The following is a 23,822-nucleotide window of genomic DNA, read 5'->3' on the forward strand; positions in this document are numbered from 1 at the left end:
GAGGCTAGCGGCGGCCACTGACAATCGGGGCGTACCCGGCTTTCAGTGACCGCCGTCGCACCGGCGTCAGGGCCTTCGGGTGTCAGGACTCACGTCGGGACACGCATCAGGACACGCATCAGGACTTCATGAGCTCTTCCAGGTCCACGACCTCGTCCGGCGCCGGAGCCTTGACCGCGACCGACTTGCCGTAGTCGGAGAAGTACATCGTGCCCGGGTCCGCCTTGTCGGCCGTGACGACCTTCAGGAAGTACGGCTTGCCCTCGGCCGCGACGTAGAAGGTGGTCTTCTTGCCCGACTCGCTCTTCGTGAGCACGGCCGTCTTCTTGCCGTTGACGTCGGCGTCGTCCTCGCGCTTGAGCTTCTTGAGGTCCTTGGTCTGGAACATGGCGTCCGCGTCACAGACACCGGCGTTCTGGCTGTTCGGCGTCTTCACCCACTTGTCCTCGAAGCGCGAGGTCTGACCGCCGCCACCCAGGGCGTTCTTCCAGTAGGCCGCGTCGCCCTTCATGTACTGCGTTTCGCCGGACACGAGGAACTCGGCGGTGCCGCCCGCTCCGCCGTCCATCTTCCCCTCGCAGTCACCGGACTTGGCGACCGAGAAGTCGACCTTGATCGGCTTGCCCTCCTGCTTGCCCTCGCCGGTCACCTTGAAGGAACCCGCGTCCTTGGACGCGTCGGCCGCCTTCTTGGCGATCTTGTCGGCGCTCATTCCCTCGAAGGGGTCCTTCTCCTCGCTGGAGCATCCCGTGATGCCGACGAAGGCGGTGGCGCAGGCGACCGCCGCGGCCAGGAGCTTCCGGTTGGCTGCCATGTCTGTTTCTCCTCGGGAAGGTGCACGATCGGAGGGTTCGCTGGTGCACAAATCAGCTTTACGGAGACTTTAGATGGCCTGTGAGACTGCTATGGACGCGTGCGCCGCGACGTGAGGTCGACCACCAACCGCACTGGTGCCTCCCCCGTCACTCCACCACCTGCCGTCCCTCCGGCCGCGCGCTGCACGAGGCGCGGAAGGCGCAGTGCGTGCAGTGCTGGCCCGTGGTGGGCGTGAAGCGTTCGTCGAGGACCTTGCCGGCCGCGGTGGCGAGGAGGTCGCCCACCCACTCCCCGGCGAGCGGCTCCTGGGCCTGCACCTTGGGGAGGGCCTCGCCGCCGTCCTTCTTGGCGGCGCCCTGGCGCAGTTGCACCAGTTCCGCGCCGCCCGCCTCGGGACGTACGCCTTCGAAGGCGTCGTCGACCGCGCCCTCGCGCAGTGCGAGCTGGTAGACGGCGAGCTGGGGGTGGCGGGCCACTTCCGCGGCGGTGGGGGTCTGCTTGCCGGTCTTGAAGTCGACCACGTAGGCGCGGCCTTGCGCGTCCTGCTCGACGCGGTCCATGGAGCCGCGCACGCGTACTTCGTAGGGACCCGCTTCGAGGGTCACGTCGAAGTCGTGCTCGCTGCTGACGGGGGTGCGGGACGCGCGGTCCATCACATGCCACTGGAGGAAGCGTTCGAGCGCCACGCGCGCGTGCTCCTTCTCCTGCGACGACTTCCAGGGGGCGTCGAAGGCCAGCGCGTCCCAGACCGAGTCGAGGCGCTCCATGAGGACGGCGAGGTCGGCGGGTGTCCTGCCGGAGGCGACCTCGTCGGCCAGGACGTGCACCACGTTGCCGAAGCCCTGGGCCGCGGTCGAGGGGGCGTCGGCCTTCACCTCGCGGCCCAGGAACCATTGCAGGGAACAGGTGTTGGCGAGCTGGTCCAGGGCGCTCCCGGAGAGGACGACGGGCTTGTCGCGGTCCCTCAGGGGGACTTCACTGGCCGTCGGCTCGTACATGCCCCACCAGCGGTACGGGTGCGCGGACGGCACCAGGGGGCGCCCGTCGGCGTCGCTCAGCGCGGCGAGCTTGGCCAGACGGTGGGCGGCGGCCTCGCGCAGGGGCTCCGAGACGCGCGGGTCGACCGTGGTGGAACGCAGCTCGGCGACGAGCGCGGAGACGGACAGGGGGCGGCGCGGGCGGCCCGTGACGTCCTTGGGCTCCACGCCGAGTTCGGTGAGGAAGCGGGAGGGCTGGTCGCCGTCGTCCGCGGGCGCCTTGACGGCGGTGACGACGAGGCGTTCACGCGCGCGCGTGGCGGCCACGTAGAACAACCGGCGCTCTTCGGAGAGGAGCGCTCCGGGGGTGAGGGGCTCGGCGAGGCCGTCGCTTCCGATGCGGTCGGCCTCCAGGAGGGAGCCGCGGCGGCGCAGGTCGGGCCAGAGGCCTTCCTGTACGCCCGCGACCACCACGAGCCGCCACTCGAGGCCCTTGGACCGGTGCGCGGTCATCAGGCGTACGGCGTCGGGGCGTACGGCCCTGCGGTTGAGGGTGTCCGCGGCGATGTCCTGCGCCTCGGTCTCTTCGAGGAAGTTGAGGGCGCCGCGCCCTCCGGTGCGTTCCTCGGCGCGCGAGGCGTACGCGAACAGGGCGCAGACCGCGTCGAGATCGCGGTCCGCGTTACGCCCCGCGGCGCCGCCACGGCGTGCGGTCCGCTCCAGGCGGCGCGGCCACGGGGTGCCGTCCCACAGCTCCCAGAGCGCCTCCTCGGCGGTGCCGCCGCCCGCGAGACGCTCACGGGCCTTACGGAGCAGCGCGCCGAGCCGCTGGGCGCCACGCGCGTACGCGGGATCGTGCGCGACGAGCCGCTCCGGTTCGGCGAGCGCTCTGGCAAGGAGCTCGTCGGAGGGCGGCGGAAGGTGGTTGCCCGCGGCCCGCTCCTCCGCGCGAAGGGCCCGCCCGAGCCGCCGGAGGTCGGCGGCGTCCATGCCGGCGAGGGGGGACGTGAGGAGGGCCAGGGCGGTCTCGGTGTCGAGCCAGACGGGGGCGGCGGTTGCGGACCCGGCAGCGGGCTCGGGTTCGGGTTCGGGTTCGGGTTCGCCCCCGTGCGGGCCGGGAGCTGCTTCGGACTCGGGCGCGGGGCCGTCGCCCTCGGGGTCGTCGCCCTCGGGATCGTCGCCGGCCCCGGCACCAGACTCGGGCTCGGGGGTGCCGCCCTCGGGGGCCCCGGCGTCGGGAGCGCGGTCGGTCCCGGAATCGGGCTCGGGCTCGGGCTCGGCCCGGAGGTCGGAAGCGACGGCAACCTGCGGACCGGAAGCTGCCTCGGACACGCCGCGCGGATCAGAGGCGGCCGTCTCGGGCCGGGACGCAGCCTGGAGACCGGAAGCGGGCTCAGGCTGGCGCTCAGCCTGGAGGTCAGAGCCGGGCGCGGGCTCGGCTTGGACGTCAGAGGCGGGCGCAGACTCGCCCCGGACGCCAGAGCCAGACGCAAGCTCGGCCCGGAGATCAGAAGCGGACCCGGACCGCGGACCAGAAGCCGGCTCGGGCTCACCGGAAGCCGCCCCGGGCTCAGCAGAAACCGCCCCGGACTCACCCGTAGCCGCCCCGGACTCACCTGAAGCCGATTCCGACTCAGCCGGAAAGCCGGCAGCCGCCGCAGGCTCAGCCACCACCGACGTCGCCACCGCCCGCAACGCCGTCAGCAGCGGCGTCACCGCCGGCTCGTGGCGCAGGGCGATGTCGTCGCCGTCTATGTCCAGGGGGACGCCCGCCGCGGTGAGGCTGCGGCGGAACGCGGGGATCGTGTGGGCTCCCGCGCGGACCAGGACCGCCATCTCGCCCCAGGGGACGCCGTCCTCCAGGTGCGCGCGGCGCAGGATGTCCGCGATGTTGTCCAGCTCGGCGCCGGACGTGGGGTACGTGTACGCCTCGACGCGACCGCCGTCACGAACCGCCGAAAGTTCCCGGTGGGCCCGTACCTTCTCCGCGGGCAGCCTCGTCAGCGGCATGCGCCGGGTGAGCAGGCGCGTTGCGGCGAGGAGCCCGGCCCCCGACCTGCGGGACGTGGTCAGGACCTCGACCGGCGCATCGGTGCCGTCCGCGCGCGGGAAGCGGGAAGGGAACTGGAGGATGCCGTTCACGTCGGCGCCCCGGAAGGTGTAGATCGACTGGTCCGGGTCGCCGAACGCGACGAGGGAGCGCCCGCCCCCGGCAAGGGCGTGCAGCAACCGCACCTGCGCCGGGTCCGTGTCCTGGTACTCGTCCACGAACACCGCGTCGTACTGCGCGCCGAGCGCCCGCGCGACCTCGGGACGCCGCGCGAGCAGTACCGCGCGGTGCACCAGTTCCGCGTAGTCGAGCACCCCTTGCATGTCGAGCACGTCCAGATACTCCGCGAGGAACGCCGCCGCCGCGCCCCAGTCCGGGCGCCCCGCACGCCGGGCGAAGGCGTCCAGGGCGTCGGGCCCGAGGCCCAGCTCACGGCTCCGGGCGAGCACCGCGCGCACCTCGTCGGCGAAGCCCCGCGTCGTCAGACAGGCCCGCAGCTCGTCCGGCCAGCGGACACGAGAACGCCCCTCCCCCGCCAGGTCGATCTGGCCCGCGAGCAGCTCCCGTACCGCCACGTCCTGCTCGGGACCCGAGAGGAGCCGCAGCGGTTCGACGAAGAGATCCGCGTCCTGGTGGGCGCGGATGAGGGCGTAACAGAAGGAGTGGAAGGTCGTCGCCTGCGGGGCATTGGCCGCGCCTATGCGCAGCGCCATACGGTCGCGCAGTTCCACCGCCGCCTTGCGGCTGAAGGTCAGGACGAGGACCCGCTCCGGTTCCGTGCCCTTGGCGACCCGCGCGGCGACGGACTCCACGAGCGTGGTCGTCTTGCCCGTACCGGGCCCCGCGAGGACGAGCAACGGCCCTCCGGGGTGGTCAACCACGGCGCGCTGCCGTGCGTCAAGACGAGGGGGATCCACGTGCACCGGCGGAGTGCGCACCAGCCGATAGGCACCCCGGGCCCCCTGTCGCACCTGAGGGTGCGACGGGTGCCGGGTGTGCCGGGCGGAAGAAGTGGAGCTCACGTGGGTCGCCGGTCCTGGTGGGTGTACGGGGTGAAAAAAGGCTGCGCGATGGCCGCGGGTGCGGGCCGGGGTGAGGTGCGGGGGTGAGGCATGAGGCGAGATGCGGGGTGGGGGAACCGCGTGCCGTCGACGCTACGCCAGCGGGCGTGCGGGCCGTGCGGCTTCCCCCGTACGGGCCACCGGTCCCCCGCGACACCGCGGGATGGCGGAAGCTGTCAGGTGTGAGCCCCCGGAGCCTGCCGGAGAGCGGCACCGCCGCTTCCCGCCGCGTCGCCACCAGCCGCGTCGCCGGCCGCCGCGCCGTCCCCGTGCGCACCGGCGTCGTCCCCGTGCGCACCGGCGCCGTCCCAGCGCGCCCGCCGCATGTCCAGGCGCGGCACATGGCCCTCGGAGGCGCGGCTCGCCGTACGCAGCGGCGTGCCCTCCGCGCGGTAGTGGTCCAGCGCCCGCAGTTCGTGGCCCGGCAGCAACCGGCCGTCCGCGCGGACCACGCGCCACCACGGAACCGCGTCTCCGTAGAGGGCCATCACCCGGCCGACCTGCCGGGGGCCGCCCTCCTCCAGCCACTCGGCGACGTCCCCGTACGTCATCACCCGTCCCGGAGGGATCAGCTCCGCGACCTCGAAGACCCGCTCGGCATACTCCGGGTACGTCGAGAGGCCTTGCTCCGCTCCGCTCTCCTCGCTCATCCGGACCATCCTGCCGTACGCCACCGACACCGCGACCGGCCCGCGACAGAGTGTGCGGTACGCGACAAACTGGTGCCGGGTGAACACTTTGCTACCCCGCATTGCACCCTGATGCCCCCCTCTGTCGGTGGGACATGCCACCATCATGCGGGCGGTGACTGGTGATACGAGATCAAGAAGAGGCGACGGAGCAGCAGGACGTGCACCCCGATGAGACGGCGGGCACCCCTGCGGCCGAGGCGCGCCCGGACACCGGTGGGCACTCCCTGAAGAAGTACGAGAAGTACGAGAAGAGCGAGACGCCCGGCAGCACGGACGAGCGGCCAGGGGACCTCGGCGCCGGGAACCTCGACGCCGGAGACCCCGACTCCGGAGGCCTCGACGCCAGAGACCCCGACCCCGGAGACCTCCGCAAGGGAAAACTCCGCGAGGAGAACCTGCGCCAGGAGGACCTGCGGGAGGGGGCGCACGCCCTCATTCCCGACGACGCCGGCTCCAGCCTCGCCGACGACACCGTTTCCGACTTCGCCGAGGGCGAAGGCGCGCACGCCGACCGCGTGGCCGGTGACGAACCGCTGCTCGCCGCGCGCGTGCACCGCCCCTCGGACCTGATGCGGCTGCTCGTCGGCATCCTCGGGATCGTCGTGGTCCTCGCGATCGCCGCGTTCGCGCACGGCACGACGTCGGGGCTGGCCCAGGACATCGACAAGGGCACGGACCAGGCGCCCGACCTCCTGATCAAGTTCGCGGGACTCACCGCGAGCATCGGCGTCCTGCTCGTCCCCGTCGCGTTCGCCATCGAGCGCCTGGTCAAGCGGGACGGGCTGCGCATCGCCGACGGCGTCCTCGCGGCCGTCCTCGCGCACGGCGTGACGCTGGCCACCGACCTCTGGGTCGCCAAGGCCGCCCCGGACTCCATCCAGGAGGCGCTGACCAGGCCGTCGCCCGGCGATCTGCACGCGCTCACCGATCCCGTGCACGGCTATCTCGCGCCCGTCATCGCGTACATGACAGCCGTGGGGATGTCCCGCAGACCCCGTTGGCGCGTGGTGCTGTGGGTGGTGCTGCTTCTCGACGCCTTCACGATGCTCGTCACCGGCTACACCACACCGTTCTCGATCATCCTGACGGTCCTGCTCGGCTGGAGCGTGGCCTACGGAACGCTCTACGCGGTCGGCTCGCCGAACGTCCGCCCCACCGGCCAGACGCTCCTCGCGGGTCTGCGGCACGTCGGCTTCCACCCGGTGAGCGCGGCCCGCGAGGACGCCCCCGACAGCGAGCACGGCGACCGGGGCCGCCGCTATTTCGTCACCCTGGAGGACGGCCCGCCCCTGGACGTCACGGTCATCGACCGCGAGCAGCAGGCGCAGGGCTTCTTCTACCGCGTATGGCGCAGGCTCACCCTGCGCGGCATCACCCAGCGCCGCAGCCTGCAGTCGCTGCGCCAGGCCCTGGAGCAGGAGGCACTCCTCGCGTACGCGGCCATCGCGGCCGGGGCCAACGCGCCCAAGCTGATCGCCACCTCCGAGCTCGGTCCCGACGCGGTGATGCTCGTCTACGAACACACGGGCGGCCGCACCCTGGACTCCCTGCCCGACGACGCCATCACCGACGAACTGCTGCGCGACACCTGGCGGCAGGTCCAGGCGCTCCAGTCGCGGCGGATCGCGCACCGCAGGCTCGCAGGTGACGCGATCTTGGTGGATCGTTCCGGCACGGTGATTCTCACCGACCTGCGCGGCGGTGAGATCGCCGCCGGTGACCTGGTCCTGCGGATGGACGTCGCCCAGCTCCTGACCGCCTTCGGGCTGCGCGTCGGCGCGGAGCGCGCGGTCGCCACCGCCCTGGACGTGCTCGGCCCCGACACGGTCGCCGACTGCCTCCCGCTGCTCCAGCCCATCGCCCTGACCCGCTCCACCCGCGGGACCCTGCGCAAGCTGGCGAGGGAGCGCTCGCAGCGCGAGCGCGAGGCGGTCCTGGAGGCGTCCCGCAAGGACAAGCTCGCCCGCGCGGCGGAGGCGGAGGCCAGCGCGGCGGCACAGGCGGCGGAGAAGGCCGACGGCGCCAAGGGCCCCGACCGCAAGACCGTGCGCGCGGAGAAGCAGGCCGAGAAGCAGGCGATAGACGTAGCGCTCGAACAGGCCCGCGAGGAGGATCTGCTCACCCAGATCCGCCACCAGGTGCTGCTCATCAGGCCGCAGGCGCCCGTCGAGCCCGCTCAGCTCGAGCGCATCAGGCCGCGCACGCTGATCAGCTTCATCGCCGGTGCCATCGGCGCGTACTTCCTGCTCTCGCAGCTCACCCACGTCGACTTCAACACGATCGTCGCCGAGGCCGAATGGGGCTGGGTCGCCGTGGCCGTGGCCTGCTCGGCGCTGAGCTACTTCGCGGCGGCGATGAGCCTGCTCGGCTTCGTGCCGGAGCGTGTGCCGTTCCTGCGGGCGGTGCAGGCCCAGGTCGCCGGGTCGTTCGTGAAGATTGTGGCACCGGCCGCGGTGGGCGGCGTCGCGCTCAACACACGCTTCCTGCAACGCTCCGGGGTGCGTTCAGGCCTCGCGGTGGCGAGCGTCGGGGCCTCGCAGCTCTTCGGGCTCGGCTCGCACATCATGCTGCTGATGATCTTCGGCTACGTGACCGGCACGGAGAAGACACCGTCCCTGTCACCGTCCCGTACCGTCATCGCCGGTCTCCTCTCGGTCGCGGTGCTCGTGCTCGTGGTGACCGCGATCCCGTTCCTGCGGAAGTTCGTCGTCACGCGCGTGCGCTCGCTCTTCGCGGGCGTCGTGCCGCGCATGCTCGACGTGCTCCAGCGGCCCCAGAAGCTGCTCACCGGCATCGGCGGCATGCTGCTCCTGACGCTCATGTTCGTGCTCTGTCTCGACGCCTCGGTACGCGCCTTCAGCACCACGGAGATGAAGCCGCTGACCCTGGCCAGCGTCGCCGTGGTCTTCCTGGCAGGCAACGCGCTCGGCTCGGCGGCGCCCACGCCCGGCGGTGTCGGGGCGGTCGAGGCGACGCTCACCTTCGGTCTGATCGCGGTGGGCGTGCCCAAGGACGTGGCCGCGCCCGCCGTACTGCTGTTCCGGCTCCTCACGCTGTGGCTGCCGGTGCTTCCGGGATGGCTGTTCTTCAACCATCTGACAAGGAAGGGCCTTCTTTAGGAAGGCGTGCACACCACGGAAGGGCGAGCAGGCCGTGCGCCCCGTCTGCGCCCCCCGCAGGATGGGAAGCATGCCCAACCACAAGGCGCGTGCCGCCGCCACCGTCGTCCTGCTGTCCGCGACCCTCGCGGCCTGCAGCGACGACGGCTCCAAGTCCTCCAAGGACGCCAAGGACACGGACCTGTCGGCCCAGGAGCTCAGCTGGGAGGACTGCCCGGCGCCCGACGCCGCCGAAGGCGGCGGTGAGGCCCCGTCGCCGCTGCCCGGCGGCGCCGCATGGCAGTGCGCCACCATGAAGGCCCCCCTCGACTGGGACAAGCCCAAAGGCGACACCCTCGACATCGCCCTGATCCGCGCCGCGGCGAGCGGCGGGAAGGACCGGCGGATCGGCTCGCTCGTCTTCAACTTCGGCGGCCCCGGCGGCTCGGGCGTGACCACGCTGCCCGCCTTCGGACAGGACTACGCCAAGCTGCGCACCCGCTACGACCTGGTGAGCTTCGACCCCCGCGGCGTCGGCCGCAGCGCGGGCGTGAAGTGCGAGGACGACGAGAAGCTCGACGCGTACTTCCAGGAGGACTCCACTCCCGACGACGACGCCGAGCGGAAGAAGCTCGTCGACAACGTGAAGGACTTCAACGGAGCCTGCGAGAAGAACTCCGGCAAGGTGCTCCCCCACGTACGCACCACCGACGCGGCCCGCGACATGGACCTGATGCGCCAGGTGCTCGGCGACGACAAGCTGCACTACTTCGGCATCTCGTACGGCACGGAACTCGGCGGCGTCTACGCGCACTTGTTCCCGGGGAAGGTGGGCCGTGCCGTCTTCGACGCGGTCGTCGACCCCACCGAGTCGGCCGAACAGGGTTCGCTGGGCCAGGCGAAGGGTTTCCAGCTCGCGCTCGACAACTACGCCGAGGACTGCACGTCGAAGGTCGAGGACTGCCCGGTCGGCGACACCGGGCAGGACGTGCAGGACAAGATCGCGGCGCTCCTCGAGAAGCTGGACTCCAAGCCGCTGCCGACCGGGGACTCCCGCGAACTGACGCAGACCGCCGCCACGAACGGCATCGCGCAGGCGCTGTACTCCCGGGACTTCTGGCCGTACCTCACCGAAGGCCTCGACCGGGCGTACGACGGCGACGGCCGGCTCCTCATGACGCTCTCCGACTCCATGAACGGGCGCAACGAGGACGGCACGTACAGCAACCTCCAGGCCGCCAACATCTCCGTCAACTGCGCGGACGACAAGGCGCGCTACACACCGGAGTACGTCGAGAAGAAACTCCCCGACTTCCGCAAGGCGTCACCGCTGTTCGGCGACTACCTGGCATGGGGCATGCTCGGCTGCACCGACTGGGCGGTGGACGGCGCCACCGACCACCCGGACGTCAGCGCACCGGACGCGCCGCCGATCGTCGTGATCGGCAACACCGGCGACCCGGCCACACCGTACGAGGGCGCGAAGAAGATGGCCAAGGCGCTCGGCAAGGGCGTCGGCGTCGAGCTGACGTACAAGGGCCAGGGGCACGGGGCGTACGACAGCAAGAACAAGTGTGTGCGCGACGCGGTGAACGGCTATCTCCTGGACGGCACGGTGCCCGAGGAGGGCACTGTCTGCTCCTGAGGGCGCGGTCAGCTCCCGGGGGCACGGTCGGTTCCCGGGGGCAGGGCAAGCTCCCGGAGGCAGGTCCCGCCCCTGACGCGGCAAGGGCCCGCGGCCCCCCGGAGCCACTGTCGGTGGCCCCAATTACTATGGCTTGACTGTCTTCCGAGGGGGGAAGCGCTCCATGCCGCGTCTCGTACGGTCAGCGGCTCTGGCCGCCGCAGGAATTCTGGTGGCGGGGCTCGCCGTCGGCTGCAGCGGCTCCGACGGGGGCGACGGCGACGCGAAGCCCGCGCCGACCGGTCCCGAGCAGTCGCCGAGGCCCGATCCCTCCTCCACCCTGCCCGCCTCGCTGACCACCCAGAAGCTCGACTGGGGCGGCTGCGAGGCGGTCGGCGACGAGCCCGCGCCCGGCTCCGAGTGGCAGTGCTCGACCCTCAAGGTCCCCTTGGACTACGAGAAGCCGGACGGCGAGACGATCGACGTCGCGCTGATCCGCACCAGGTCCACCGGCAAGGGCGAGCGCATCGGTTCGCTCCTGTTCAACTTCGGCGGGCCGGGCGGCTCCGGCGTCTCCATGCTGCCGTCCTTCGCCGACATGTACGACTCGCTGCGCGGCCGGTACGACCTGGTGAGCTTCGACCCGCGCGGGGTCGCCGGCAGCGAGGGCGTGCGCTGCCGCAGCGACAAGGAGACCGAGGCCGCGGAGTCCGTCGACATGACTCCGGACACCGCGGCGGAGGAAGCGGCGTACTTCAAGGACGCGGCCGACTTCGGCGCCGGCTGCGCGCGCGACGCGGGCAAGCTCCTCGGCCATGTCTCGACGGTCGAGGCCGCCAAGGACATGGACGTGATGCGCCAGGTGCTCGGCGACGAGAAGCTGCACTACATGGGCGTCTCGTACGGCACCGAACTCGGCGGGACCTACGCCCACTTGTTCCCCCGGAAGGTGGGACGCCTCACGCTGGACGCCGTCGTCGACCCGTCCGCGGACTCGACGGGCCACGCCAAGAACCAGGCACGTGGCTTCCAGCGCGCCCTGGAGAACTACCTGAAGTCCTCGGGCCAGGACCCGAAGGCGGGCTCGCAGAAGATAGTGCGTCTCCTGAAGCGCCTGGACGCCGAGCCGCTGCCCGCGTCCGGCGACCGGAAGCTCACCCAGTCCCTGGCGACCACCGGCATCTCGGTCACCCTCTACAGCCGGCAGAGCTGGCCCGCCCTGACCCGCGGTCTGGAGCAGGCCGAGAAGGGCGACGGCTCGGCCCTCCTCCAGCTCGCCGACGCGTACAACGAACGCTCCTCGTCCGGCCGTTACAGCACCGCCAGCCACTCGCAGCGCTCGATAGCCTGCCTCGACGCCAAGGACCGGACGACGCCCCCCGAGGCGAAGGCGCGGCTCGGCGAGTTCCGGGAGATATCGCCCGTCTTCGGCGAGTTCATGGGCTGGGACACGGCGGGCTGGTGCCACGAGTGGCCGGTGGCCGGACTGCACGACTCCCCCGACGTGAGCGCTCCGGGCGCTGCCCCGATCCTGGTCGTCGGCAACACCGGCGACCCGGCGACGCCCTACGAAGGCGCCCGCAAGATGGCGGACGAGCTGGGCAAGGGCGTCGGCGTCCAGCTGACCTGGAAGGGCGAGGGCCACGGGGCGTACGGCAGCGGGAGCGACTGCGTCGACGAGACGGTCAACGCCTACTTGCTGAACGGCAAGACCCCGAAGGACGGCAAGGTCTGCGAGACGTAAGAGGTCAAACGAGAGGGGCCCGCACCCATGGGTGCGGGCCCCTCTCCGTTCAAGCGCTACGCCTAGTAGACCGGCTTCTCGGGCTCGATCTGGTTGACCCAGCCGATCACGCCGCCGCCCACGTGCACCGCGTCGCTGAAGCCCGCGGACTTCAGCACGGCGAGGACCTCCGCGGACCGGACACCCGTCTTGCAGTGCAAGACGATCTTCTTGTCCTGCGGAAGGCTCTCCAGGGCGGTGCCCATGAGGAACTCGTTCTTCGGGATCAGCTTGGCGCCGGGGATCGAGACGATCTCGTACTCGTTCTGCTCACGGACGTCGATGATCTCGATCTTCTCGTCCGCGTCGATCCACTCCTTGAGCTGCTTGGGAGTGATCGTCGCGCCGAGCGCCGCCTCCTGCGCCTCGTCCGACACGACGCCGCAGAAGGCCTCGTAGTCGATGAGCTCGGTGACGGTGGCGTTCGGGCCGCAGACCGCGCAGTCGGGGTCCTTGCGGACCTTGACCTGGCGGTACTGCATCTCCAGGGCGTCGTAGATCATCAGGCGGCCGACCAGCGGGTCGCCCACGCCGGCCAGGACCTTGATCGCCTCGGTGACCTGGATGGAGCCGATCGACGCGCAGAGCACGCCGAGCACGCCGCCCTCGGCGCAGGACGGGACCATGCCGGGGGGCGGGGGCTCCGGGTAGAGGCAGCGGTAGCACGGACCGTGCTCGCTCCAGAAGACGGACGCCTGGCCGTCGAAGCGGTAGATCGAACCCCATACGTACGGCTTGTTGAGCAGCACGCAGGCGTCGTTGACCAGGTAACGCGTGGCGAAGTTGTCCGTGCCGTCGACGATCAGGTCGTACTGGCCGAAGATGTCCATCACGTTCTCGGCTTCGAGCCGCTCTTCGTGGAGGATCACGTTCACGTACGGGTTGATGCCGAGGACGGAGTCCTTCGCCGACGCCGCCTTGGAGCGGCCGATGTCGGCCTGGCTGTGGATGATCTGGCGCTGCAGGTTCGACTCGTCGACCTCGTCGAACTCCACGATGCCGAGCGTGCCGACGCCCGCCGCGGCGAGGTACATCAGCGCCGGTGACCCGAGGCCGCCGGCGCCGACACAGAGCACCTTGGCGTTCTTCAGCCGCTTCTGCCCGTCCATCCCGACGTCGGGGATGATCAGGTGGCGGGAGTACCTGCGGACCTCGTCGACGGTGAGCTCAGATGCTGGCTCGACCAGGGGTGGCAGCGACACGGAGACTCCGTTGGTCGGTATGTGGAAACGGTTGTTCTGTCCGTAACACTGCCACGCCCCTCTTCATTCCGAGACACCCGTTCCGATGCGCGAGACGATTTCGTCCCAGTACCCGGGCAGGGATTCCCAGGGGTCGCCCGCTCCCCCGCTGTCCACCCGGTCGGTGAAGTAGATCGTCGACGCGCCCTGCCAGCGTGCGATGCGCAGCGCCTCTTCGAGGTGGCCGCGCGGCATGCCGTGCACGAAGTGGCAGAAGCGCTCGGGCGGGTAGTCGGCGGTCCACTCGGCCACCTGTGACCAGCGGTAATCGCTCCAGGCGCCCGAGAAGGTCACCAACTGGTCGGCGGATTCGGCGTATCCCGGATAGGGGTGCGTGCCGTGCCCGAGGACGATGTGGGCGTCGTCGCAGAGCGCCCGCAGCGTGGTGACCGTCCTGCGCACCCCGGGGAGCGCGGTCCGCTCCGTGGGACAGCGGTCCAGCGAGAAGCCGTCGACCTGATACCAGTCGAGATAGCGGTGGGCGTCGGAGACGAGCTCCCCGAAGCCGCGCGCTCCGTACGTCACGTCGAGGTGACCGAGAACACGTACGCCCGCGTTCCGCAGCCGCCCCGCCGCCTCCAGGCAGTGCGGGTCGGGCCGGTCTCCGGGGCCCCTGCTGACGTTGAGCACGACCCAGTCCAAGGGGGTCCCGGGGCGGGTCAGTTCGGACCATTCGACCGGTGCGACGAGGGGATGCGCGAAACCGGGGATGCCGAAGCCGAGACGTACGTCGGTGTGTGCGGTGCCTGTGGCTGTGCTGGTCAGATGCGGCATGCCGCCTCCATCCAGATGTCGGCGAGTGATTCTTCGAGGTTGATCCGGGGCCGCCAGCCGAGCCGGTCGCGCGCGGTGCGCACGTCCGCCTGCTGCCAGCTGCCGCAGCCGTCCGGGTAGGGGTAGGCGGCGGGGTTCCCGTGGTCGGATTCGGCGCGGGGGTGCCCGATGGATTGCCTCAGGCCGCCTTGGTCGAGCTCGTGCAGGGCGCCGCCGTACCCGGCGACGCGCGCCAGGACCGCCGCCGCGTCGCGCAGACGTACGGCACGGCCCGCGCCGATGTTCACGATGCCCTGGGCCGCGGAGAGCGAGGCGGCGTGCACGGCGCGCGCCACGTCGCGTACGTCGATGAAGTCCCGCTGCACGCCGAGGCCCCCGAGCTTGAGCTCGCCGTCACCGGACTGCATGGCGCGCCGCATGGCCTCGGCGAGCCGCCCGAGCGGCGATCCGGCCGGGGTGCCGGGGCCCGCGGGCGAGAACACCCGCAGGACGACGGCGTCGAGACCCGACCCGAGGACCAGCTCGGTACCGGCGAGCTTGCTGACTCCGTACGGTCCGCCGGGCCTGGGCACGGCGTCCTCCGCGGTGGAGGACCCCGGCTGGCTCGGCCCGTACTCGGCGCCGCATCCGAGCTGCACGAGCCGCGCCCCGCATCCGCTGCGGCGCAGTGCCTCGCAGATCGTGGCGACGGCGACGGTGTTGTGCCGGGTCAGCTCGCGGGCGCCGCCGCGGGTGGCGCCCGCGCAGTTGATGACGACGCCCGGGTGCACCGCGTCCAGGAAGCGGGTGAGCGCGCCGGGGCTGCCGCTCGCGAGGTCGAACCGTACGTCCGAGTCGTCTCCGCGGCCGAGCGCGGTGAGCTGCACCGCCGGGTCGGCGAGCAGCCGGTCGGCGACGAACCGGCCGAGGTATCCGTTGGCTCCGATCAGCAGCACCCTCATCGGGCGGCTCCCTGGTCGGTTTCTCGGATACTGGGGGTGCTCATCTGGCTGTCTCCTTCAGGGGGTTGCCGTAATTCACGGGGTAAGGCCCGCGGTGTCGGCCCCGCGGGAGAGAGAGTGGAAGGCATGAGGGCGGGTGAGCCGCGACCGGCGGCGCGCACGCTCAAGACGCACCGCCCGCGTGCGCGGAGGCCCGGCTGAGCACCCGCAGGGAGTGGAGCAACAGCACGCCCGCGGCGGCACCGCACGCGACGAGGGGTACGACGCCGGGCCCCCAGGCCCGTACCGCCCCCTCCACCGGTGCGGCCAGCCAGGCGCATCCCGGTAGGCGCCCCGCGAACCCGCAGGCGAGCGAGGCCGCCTCCACGGCACCCGCGAACCCCAGCATCAGCGCGGGGGCCCGGGTGAAGCCGTATGTACGCAGCAGCCGGGAGAGCAGCAGCAGCGCGCCGAGGGCACCCGCCCCCGCGCCGACCGCTGTTCCGCTCAGGGCCGCCGCTCCCACGAGCAGGGCCGCCAGGGCGCACAGGTAGAGCGCGAGCACGCCGAGGAGCAACGGCCTTACGGAGGCGGTGAACTCGGTGAGCCCACGGCTGAGCGAAAGCCGTGCCTGTGCCCGCACGGCGAAGAGCCGCACGCACCATGCCGCGGGCGCGACGGCGAGCGCGAGCCCCAGCGCGGCGGCGGTCGAGGGCGCAGGCAGGCCGCCGGGGCCGGCCGAGACGGCGGCCCGCAGCAGTCCGTCGCCGAAGAGGGCGTACGCGACGAGAAGACACGTCCACGCGCGCGTGGCCGGAAGGGCCCGGTGCGCGGATCGCAGCGGGCCGTGCCGGAGGGTCACCAGCAGCGCCACGGCCACCGCGAGCGCCCCGCCGATCCCCACCGCGAGCCGCGCACGTCCCTCGCTCAGCTCAAGGCCCGCGACCGCGAGCCCGCATGCCGCGCCCGGGAGCAGCGCGATCAGCGCCCGGGCCGCGGGTACTTCGGGCGCACTCGGCGCCGGAAGCGCCACAGGGACGGCGCGTTCCTCCTCGTCGCGCGGCACGCGCGCGTACATCTCCTCGGCGAGCGCGAACACGTCACGGTGCCTGAACCGCGCGGCGGTCCTGTCGGTCACCCCGTGCGCCTCAAGCCCGGCGGCGATCTCCAACGGGTCCACGGCCCGCTCGCACAGTTCCCGGTGCCGGTGCATCAGCGCCTTCACCGGGTCGGCGCCGCCGCGCCGCGCGGCCTTCGGTCCCGCCCCGGCACCGGACGCCGCGCCCCGCCAGGCCGCGGGCTCCCGTACGAGTGCCGCGTCGGCCAGCAGTTCCTGCGACCGCGCGTCCCATCCGCCGGGGCTTCCCGGAGCTCGTGGCGCGTCGATCTGCCGCTCCGTGCTCATACGCCCGCCCCCTTCAACTGCTGCGGTTCGTCGGCCTCTTGCGCCCAGCTGGGCGCGCCCGTGTCCCCGCCGCCCGCGGCCCCCGCCCACCGGCCCGGCATCCGGGCTTCGGCCGGATTGCCGAACGGGACCGGCTCGCCCGCGTCGTCGAGTGCCTCCCTGCGCACCGGACAGCGCGAGACGATCTCCAGGTAAATGCCGCGAAATGCCTCGATGTTCTGCTCAACGGTGAACAGTTCGAGCGCCCGCGCACGCGCCGCGGCCCCGAGCCGCTCGCGCCGTCCCGCGTCGCGCAGCAGCGCCACGCACGCGTCGGCGAGCGCCCGCGGGTTGCGCGGCGGCACCACGAGCCCCGTGCCGCCGATGACCTCGACGACCGCCCCGACATCCGTGGAGACCGTCGCGCGCCCGCAGAACATCGCCTCGACCAGGCTGATCGGGAAGCCCTCTATGACGCTCGACAGGACGACGACGCTCCCCGCGGCGTACGCGTCCTGGAGCTCGGGCGCCCCCGGCGTGCCGATCTCCTCGAAGGACACGGGGTTGTCGCCGACGGCGTGCGCGCCCTGCGCCTCGTCCGGGAAGAGCTGCGCCGCCAGCGCCTTGCAGTGCGCGAGATACGCGGCGGCCTCCGGGCCCTCCGCGGGCGCGCCGACGATGCGCAGGAGCGCCTTCGGCTCCTCCTTGCGGACCTCGGCGAAGGCGTGGAGCAGGGAGATCAGGTCTTTGGCGGGCTCGATGCGCCCGACCCAGAGGAGGGTGTCCGGATCGCCGGGGTCCTCCCGCTCGCCGACCTCCGCGAACCGGGACGCCTCCATGCCGGGATAGACGGTGCGCAGCTTGGCCCGCTCGGCACCGCACCGCTCCTGCCAGCGGCGGGCGTGCGTGTTGCCGGGCGTGATGACCGTGGCCCTGTCGTACACCTCGGCGGCGAGCCTGCCGTGGAAGGAGGTGAGCAGCGCCCGCGCCGGCGCGCTCAGGGCCTCGTCGCCGGTCGCGAGGTAGTGCGCCCGCAGCTGCACGCCGTACTCCGTGACGAGGAGCGGCACTCCGCAGAAGTGCTCGGCGAGGAGCCCGGGGAGCGCCGCCGGGCCGCCGGACGTGGCGTGGCACAGATCGACCGCGCCGAGGCAGTCGTCGCCGTACCAGTCGAGGGAGAGCGGGCGCAGCGCCCGCTCCAGGCGGTCCGCGACGGCGAGCAGGTCCGGCACCCGTGCGGTGCGCGCGGCGCGGAGTGCGCCCGGCGCACGGCACGCGCTCTCCAGGGCGCGCACGGCCGCTTCGGAGCGCAGGGCGCCGACGAGGCCGCCCTCGTCCCCGGCGAGTTCGGCGAGGCCGTAGAGCCCACTGCTGAAACGGTCCGCCAAAGCGCTGGGGGTGCCGGGGGCGGAGTCGCACACCGCCGAGGCCAGCTCGCCGAAGCACTCCGCGAAGCGCCGCCGCGCCCGCCGCCCGTACCTGAAGCGGGCTTCGGCTCCGGGGGCGATGTCGTCGTCGGCCGTCCACAGGGGCGCCGTCCGCACCCGGTTCACCTGGGGCGGCAGTTCGACCCAGCCCCGGGCCTCCTGCCGCTCGCTGCGGCTGAGTGCGTAGACGTCGAATTCGTGCTGCCCGAGCCCGCGCACGAGCCGGTCGCACCAGAGCCTGGCGTCACCGCTCACATACGGATAGCCACCCTCCGTAAGCAGTCCGATGCGCACGCGTACACCCCCGATCTCCCGTATGGAGAGCCGCCGTTGGACCAGCGGCTCGCAGCGGGACGAACGTATGCGGACATGCAGGTGGCGCGACGGACGGTTGTCCATCACGCCACCAAAAGGGGTGAACGGCCGTAACTTTCCCGTGCCGGTTGCGTTCTGTCGCGCTAGGGGCCCGGAGAGCGCTCTTTCGCTACGGAACGTTAAGCTGCGGCCAGCTCCCCTCGGGCCGTGCGGCGCCGGGCAGCGGCCTCCGGGTCAAGCGCGGGCACGGCCGCCAACAGTTGTTTGGTGTACGCCTGTCGCGGCGCTCCGTACACCTCGTCGACGGAGCCCTGCTCGACGATCCGTCCCTGCCGCATCACCGCGACCCGGTCGCTGACCTGGCGCACCACCGCGAGGTCGTGCGCGATGAAGACCAGGGCGAGCCCGTGCTCCTCCTGGAGCTCGGCGAGCAACGCGGTCACCTGCGCCTGCGTCGTGACGTCGAGGGCCGACACCGGCTCGTCGCACACGATGACGCGGGGCTCGGCGGCAAGGGCCCGTGCGATCCCGACACGCTGGCGCTGGCCTCCGCTGAACTCGTGCGGGTAGCGCCCGTAGTACGCCGGATCGAGCCCGACGCGCTCCATGAGGGCGCGCACGCGAGCGCGCACCACTGCATCGTCGTGTTCTCCCCGCGCGCGCAGCGGATCGGCGATGGACTCCCCGACGGCGCGGCGCGGATTGAGCGAGGAGACGGGGTCCTGGAACACCATCTGCACGCCGGCCCGTACGCCGCCCGGCGACGGATCGCCCCCGTGGCGGATCTCCCCCGCCGACGGGTCGAGCAGCCCCACGAGCATCCGCCCCAGAGTCGTCTTGCCGCTGCCGCTCTCCCCCACGATCCCGAGCGTCTCTCCCCGGCGGACCGTGAGCGAGACCCCGTCCACCGCCGGGAAGGCGCGCTTGCCGCGCCCGAACTCGCGCCGCAGGCCGACCGCTTCGAGCACGACGTCACCCCGCACGGGCGCGGACGCCTCCCGCGGCGAGTCCACCCGCGGCACCGCCCCGAGCAGCTCCCGCGTGTAGGCCTCCCGGGGCGCCCCGAGGACTTCCCGCACGGGCCCGCGCTCGACGGACCTGCCGTACCGCATGACCAGGACGTCGTCGACGCTCTCCGCCGCGACGCCCACGTCGTGCGTGACCAGGAGCAGACCCATGCCGGTCTCCGCGCGCAGCACGTGCAGCAGGTCGAGGATCTGCGCCTGCACGGTGACGTCGAGAGCGGTCGTCGGCTCGTCGGCGATCAGGAGCTCGGGCTCGCAGGCGAGCGCCATGGCGATGAGCGCACGCTGCCGCATGCCTCCGCTGAACTCGTGCGGCCGGGACCGCGCCCTGCGAACGGCGTCCGCAATGCCCACCCGGTCGAGCACTTCGACGGCACGCGCGCGTGCCGCCCTGCGCGAGGCCCCGGTGTGCACGCGGTACACCTCGGCGATCTGGTCGCCCACCGCGTAGTACGGGTCGAGCGACGACAGCGGGTCCTGGAAGACCATCGCCGCCTTCCCGCCCCGCAACCGCCGCAGCTCCGCACCGGACGCTTCCTGTACGTCGATGCCGCCGACCCGCACCTCGCCGCCGACGTTCGCGCCGGTGCCCCGGTGCAGCCCGAGCAGCGCGGAGGCGACCGTGCTCTTGCCGGACCCCGACTCGCCGACGAGGCCGAGCGCCGCGCCCCTGTCCAGCGTGAAGGAGAGCCGGTCGACGGCGCGCGTCTCCCCGAAGTCGACCACCAGGTCCGTCACGTGGACGAGGCTGTGCGCCTTGTCGGGGATCGGGCTCATGACAGGACCACCCTTCGGTCGGCCACCGCGTAGAGGACGTCGGCGACGGCGTTGGCGAGCACCACGAAGAAGCCGGTCACCAGGACCATGCCGACCACCACCGGCAGATCGACGACCTTGACCGCGTGCACGAGTTCGCGCCCCATGCCGGGCAGGCCGAAGAGCGTCTCGCTGAGCACGGCGCCGCCGAACATCGAACCGAAGTCGTTGGCGCTCAGCGCGATGACCGGCGCGAACGCGCCCCGCAGGGCGTGCTTGCCGATGATGGAGCGCTCCCCGACGCCGTACGCGCGAAAGGTCCGCACATGGTCGTCGGCGAGGGTTTCCAGCATCGAGGCGCGGGTCAGGCGCGCGTACTTGGCCGCCTCGATCAGCGCCAGGGACAGCCAGGGCAGGAGCAGGTTCCAGGCCCACTGCTGGGGGTCGTCGGTGAACGGTACGTACTGCGGGAAGGGCAGCCAGTTCAGCTGGCCGCAGGCCACGATCATCAGCAGCAGGCCGATGACGAAGACCGGCGTCGCCGTGCCCGCGAGCGTGACGGCGGTCAGGACGCGCTCGGTGACGCGCCCGCGCCGCCAGGCGGAGAGGACTCCGGTGCCGACGCCGAGGATCAGCCACATCACCATGGCGCCGAGCGCGAGCGACCCGGTGACCGGCAGCTTCGCCAGGATCAGCTGGGTGACCTGCTGGTCGCTCTGGTAGGAGAGCCCGAGGCAAGGGGCGGCGCAGTGCTCCGTGCCGGTGCCCGTCGAGTAGTCCCGGCCGGCGAAGATGCCCTGGAGGAAGTCCCGGTAGCGGACGTACACCGGGTCATCCAGCCGCAACTGTTCGCTCACCTGCGCCACTTGGGCCGGTGAGCAGCGTGGCCCGCAGGTGATCTGGGCGACGTCGCCGGGAGCGATGTAGAAGACGGCGTAGATGATCACGGAGATGGCGAGCAGCGTGACGAGGGCGCCCGCCGCGCGCCTCAGGAGAAAGCCGGTCATGCCGTGCAGCAGGCCGGTCAGGCCTGGCGAGAAGCCGGTCATGCCTCGCAGCAAGCGGGTCCTGCCTGGCGAGAAGCCGGTCATGCCCTGCCCTCCCGCTTCTGTCCGGTGCCGATCCGCAGCCGCGACGCGGCCCTCGGATCGAGCGCGGTCCGTATGCCGTCCCCGAGGACGGTCAGCGCGAGCACCGTCACGAACAGTGCCCCCGCGGGCAGCAGTAGGTACTGCGGTGCGGCCTGGTACCAGACGTCGGCCGAGGTCAGCATCTGTCCCCAGGAGGCGGTCGGCGGTTTGACGCCGACGCCGAGGAAGGAGAGCGCGGCCTCGACCGTGATGTTCAGCGGGATGAGCAGCGCCGCGTAGGTGATGACGGGGGCGGCGAGTCCCGGCAGGAGTTCGCGGCGCGCGATGCGCCAGGTGCTCCAGCCGCTGAGCCGGGCGGCGGCCACGTAGTCGAGCTCCTTGAGGGTGATGGTCTGCGCGCGCACGATCTTGGCCGTACTGCCCCAGGCGACGAGCCCGATGACCAGGGCGACCAGGACGGGGCGCGGGAATCCGCTGGGCACGATCGCCATCAGGGCGAGCGAGAGCACCATCAGCGGCATGGCGACGATGACGTCGGTCGCGCGGCTGAGCACCTGGTCGACCAGGCGGTTGCCGAGTCCGGCCGCGATGCCGACGCCGACGCCGATCAGCACCTGCACGAAGGTCGCGGCGAAGGCGACGCCGAGGGAGACCCGCGCGCCGTGGACGAGACGGGCGAACAGGTCACGTCCGGTCTGCGGTTCGACGCCGAGCCAGTGCTCGGCGCTGATCCCGCCGAACGACCCGATCGGGACGCCGCCGCGCCCGGAGTCGATGAGGTCGGGGTGGTACGTACCGGGGTCCTGGCCCTCGATGGCGGTGAGCAGCGGCGCGGCGAGCGCGACCAGGACGAGCAGCGCGACGACGACCGCCGCGACGAGGGCGGCGCGCTGCGTGCGCAGCCGCCGCCAGAACTGACGGGCGCCGGAGGCCGGGGCGGGCGCCGTGGCGCCCGTCCCCGCTTCCGGGGCCAACAGGGCCTCGCTCATGGTGGGGTGACCGATCGCCCTTACTTGACCGCAACCTGGGAGACGTCGAGGACGCCCGTCCAGTCGCTGATCACGACGTTCTTCACGTCCTTGCCGTACAGCCGCTTGTAGACCGGGTGGAAGAGCGGCACGGTGAGGGCCTTCTCGCCGATCTTCTTGTCGAGGGCGCCCCAGCGCTCGGCGGCCGCGTCGAGGTCGGTGAGCTTGTTGATCTCGTCGATCTCGTCGTTGACGGACTTGTCGTCGAGGAAGCCGGTGTTGAAGTTGGCGCCGTCCTTCACGATCTGCCGCCCGTCGAAGATCGGGGCGAGGAAGGGGCCGCCGGAGGGCCAGTCGGCGCCCCAGTGGGCGAGGAAGAGGCCGGGCTCGTCCTCGGCACTGTGGATCTTGTCCTTGTAGTCGTTGTCCTCCAGGCCTTCCAGCTTGACCGTGATCCCGGCCTTCTTCAGGGCGTCCTGGATCGACGTGGCGATCTCCGGGCTCGTCTCGAAGTCCTTGGCGTTGGAGTGGGTCAGCGTGATGGTGAGCCCGTCCTTGTGGCCGGCCTCCTTCAGGAGCTCCCTGGCCTTCTTCGGGTTGCCGGACTTGCCCGCCGGGAAGTGGTCGTACTTCGTGTATCCGAAGGACTTCTGGTTCGGCAGGTACGTGGTCGCGGACTCGGCGAGCGACGAACCGCCGGCGGCGTTGACGACGGACGACCGGTCGACCGCGTACGAGATGGCCTGGCGCACCTTCGGGTCGTCGAAGGGCTTCACCTTCGGGTTGAAGGCGAGGTAGTTCGTGTATCCGAAGTGCCCGGTGCCGACACGCGACGCCAGTGCCTTGTCGCCGGTGACCTTGGCGAGTTCGGCGGGGCCGAGGTTCGTGTCGGTGGTCACGGCGGCGGCGTCCGAGCCCTGGCCGGCCGAGAGCCGCTGGTTGATGACGGAGGAGTTGAGGCCGGACCGCACGTCGATCTTGTCCGGGTAGGCCTTGCGCTCGGGGTCGGTCTTCGCCGACCAGTGCGGGTTGCGCTCCAGGGTGAGGCGCTCGCCGTCGTTCTCGTTCTCGACGACCTTGTACGGGCCCGAGGAGACCGGGTGCTCCTCGTACTTGGTGCCCTTGTCCTTGTTCTTTGGGACGGGCGTGAACTGCGTCTGCGTCGCCAGGTAGGGGAACTCGCCCTCGGGCTTGTTCAGGTGGAAGACGATGGTCCGCTCGTCGGGCGTCTTGATCGACTCAAGGCCCTTGCCGCTCTTGTCCTTGTAGGGCCCGGCGTACTTGTCGCCGCCGATCAGCCAGTCCCGCAAGTAGGGCGCCCCGCCGGAGAGTTCACCGGCGAAGGAGCGCTCGATGCCGTACTTGACGTCGGCGGACGTGATCGGCGAACCGTCCTCGTACTTGAGCCCCTTCTTGAGGGTGTACGTCCACACCGTGGCGTTCTTGCTCGACTTGCCGAGGTCCGTGGCGAGGTCCGGCACGACCTCCGAGCCCTTGGCGCCGTCCTCGCGGTTGCGGGTGGTCAGGGTGCGGAAGACGAGCGAGGGGACGTTGCCGCCGCCGGAGGTGTAAAGCCGCGCCGGGTCGAAGTCGACCTGCGGCTGGCTGTTGAGGACGGTGAGCGTGCCGCCCTTGGCGGGCTTGCCCCCGGCGCCGTTCCCGGCGTCGTCGCCCCCGGGGTCCTCGGGTCCCGCGCAGGCTGCGGCGCCCGCTGCCAGGACAAGGCTGACGGATGCCGCGGCCACGCGGCGGGCTATGACGGACGATTGACGCATGGGAGGGGACCTCTCGGAGGAGCAAGCGGGGAAAGAGCGAGAAAA

The 23,822-nt window shown here is 71.7% G+C and carries 15 protein-coding genes; 3 read left to right on the forward strand and 12 right to left on the reverse strand.

Features of this window, described 5'->3' with window-relative positions:
- Positions 1 to 118: 118 nt before the first annotated feature.
- From IE226_RS16920 to IE226_RS16930, 3 genes are all read right to left on the reverse strand, one after another.
- On the reverse strand, positions 119 to 814 hold the full coding sequence (locus IE226_RS16920) for a LolA-like protein (RefSeq protein ID WP_190082058.1): 696 nt from the start codon (positions 812 to 814) through the stop codon (positions 119 to 121).
- Between the two features lie 148 nt (positions 815 to 962).
- Positions 963 to 4,865, reverse strand: a complete 3,903-nt coding sequence (locus IE226_RS16925; protein WP_190082059.1) for a UvrD-helicase domain-containing protein — start codon at positions 4,863 to 4,865, stop codon at positions 963 to 965.
- 215 nt (positions 4,866 to 5,080) lie between these two features.
- Positions 5,081 to 5,554: an MGMT family protein gene (locus IE226_RS16930; protein ID WP_308429474.1), complete on the reverse strand. Its 474-nt coding sequence runs from the start codon at positions 5,552 to 5,554 to the stop codon at positions 5,081 to 5,083.
- A gap of 161 nt (positions 5,555 to 5,715) precedes the next feature.
- Between IE226_RS16930 and IE226_RS16935 the strand changes: the two genes are divergently transcribed.
- The 3 genes from IE226_RS16935 (at position 5,716) to IE226_RS16945 (ending at position 12,062) form a co-directional block, all read left to right on the forward strand.
- Complete coding sequence (locus tag IE226_RS16935) at positions 5,716 to 8,715, forward strand: lysylphosphatidylglycerol synthase domain-containing protein (protein ID WP_373306968.1); 3,000 nt, start codon at positions 5,716 to 5,718, stop codon at positions 8,713 to 8,715.
- 70 nt (positions 8,716 to 8,785) lie between these two features.
- On the forward strand, positions 8,786 to 10,339 hold the full coding sequence (locus IE226_RS16940) for an alpha/beta hydrolase (protein WP_190082061.1): 1,554 nt from the start codon (positions 8,786 to 8,788) through the stop codon (positions 10,337 to 10,339).
- A 163-nt stretch (positions 10,340 to 10,502) separates the two neighbouring features.
- Positions 10,503 to 12,062: an alpha/beta hydrolase gene (locus IE226_RS16945; RefSeq protein WP_190082062.1), complete on the forward strand. Its 1,560-nt coding sequence runs from the start codon at positions 10,503 to 10,505 to the stop codon at positions 12,060 to 12,062.
- 62 nt (positions 12,063 to 12,124) lie between these two features.
- On the opposite strand, the gene moeZ is transcribed toward IE226_RS16945, so the two are convergent.
- The 9 genes from moeZ to IE226_RS16990 form a co-directional block, all read right to left on the reverse strand.
- Positions 12,125 to 13,303 carry an adenylyltransferase/sulfurtransferase MoeZ gene (gene moeZ, locus IE226_RS16950; protein WP_190082063.1) on the reverse strand — a complete coding sequence of 393 codons (1,179 nt, stop codon included), beginning with the start codon at positions 13,301 to 13,303 and terminating at the stop codon, positions 12,125 to 12,127.
- Between the two features lie 63 nt (positions 13,304 to 13,366).
- A complete protein-coding gene (locus tag IE226_RS16955) occupies positions 13,367 to 14,116 on the reverse strand; it encodes a spherulation-specific family 4 protein (protein ID WP_190082064.1) in 750 nt (249 codons plus the stop codon).
- A complete protein-coding gene (locus IE226_RS16960) occupies positions 14,104 to 15,057 on the reverse strand; it encodes an NAD-dependent epimerase/dehydratase family protein (protein WP_190082065.1) in 954 nt (317 codons plus the stop codon). Before IE226_RS16960 ends, IE226_RS16955 begins: the two co-directional genes overlap by 13 nt.
- 163 nt (positions 15,058 to 15,220) lie before the next feature.
- Entirely contained in the window at positions 15,221 to 16,441 is a 1,221-nt protein-coding gene (locus IE226_RS16965; protein ID WP_190082066.1) for a hypothetical protein, read from the reverse strand.
- Positions 16,438 to 18,141 (reverse strand): DUF3492 domain-containing protein, encoded by a 1,704-nt coding sequence (locus IE226_RS16970; RefSeq protein ID WP_229871125.1) that lies wholly within the window; start codon positions 18,139 to 18,141, stop codon positions 16,438 to 16,440. The genes IE226_RS16965 and IE226_RS16970 overlap by 4 nt, the downstream gene beginning before the upstream one ends.
- 200 nt (positions 18,142 to 18,341) lie before the next feature.
- Complete coding sequence (locus IE226_RS16975; RefSeq protein ID WP_190082068.1) at positions 18,342 to 19,964, reverse strand: dipeptide ABC transporter ATP-binding protein; 1,623 nt, start codon at positions 19,962 to 19,964, stop codon at positions 18,342 to 18,344.
- Positions 19,961 to 20,950 (reverse strand): ABC transporter permease, encoded by a 990-nt coding sequence (locus IE226_RS16980; RefSeq protein WP_190082193.1) that lies wholly within the window; start codon positions 20,948 to 20,950, stop codon positions 19,961 to 19,963. The genes IE226_RS16975 and IE226_RS16980 overlap by 4 nt, the downstream gene beginning before the upstream one ends.
- 80 nt (positions 20,951 to 21,030) lie before the next feature.
- Positions 21,031 to 22,023, reverse strand: a complete 993-nt coding sequence (locus tag IE226_RS16985; RefSeq protein ID WP_190082069.1) for an ABC transporter permease — start codon at positions 22,021 to 22,023, stop codon at positions 21,031 to 21,033.
- A gap of 20 nt (positions 22,024 to 22,043) precedes the next feature.
- Positions 22,044 to 23,777, reverse strand: a complete 1,734-nt coding sequence (locus IE226_RS16990) for an ABC transporter substrate-binding protein (RefSeq protein ID WP_190082070.1) — start codon at positions 23,775 to 23,777, stop codon at positions 22,044 to 22,046.
- Positions 23,778 to 23,822 lie beyond the last annotated feature (45 nt).

It is taken from the genome of Streptomyces longisporoflavus (genome assembly GCF_014649775.1).
GTDB classification, from domain to species: Bacteria; Actinomycetota; Actinomycetes; order Streptomycetales; family Streptomycetaceae; genus Streptomyces; species Streptomyces longisporoflavus.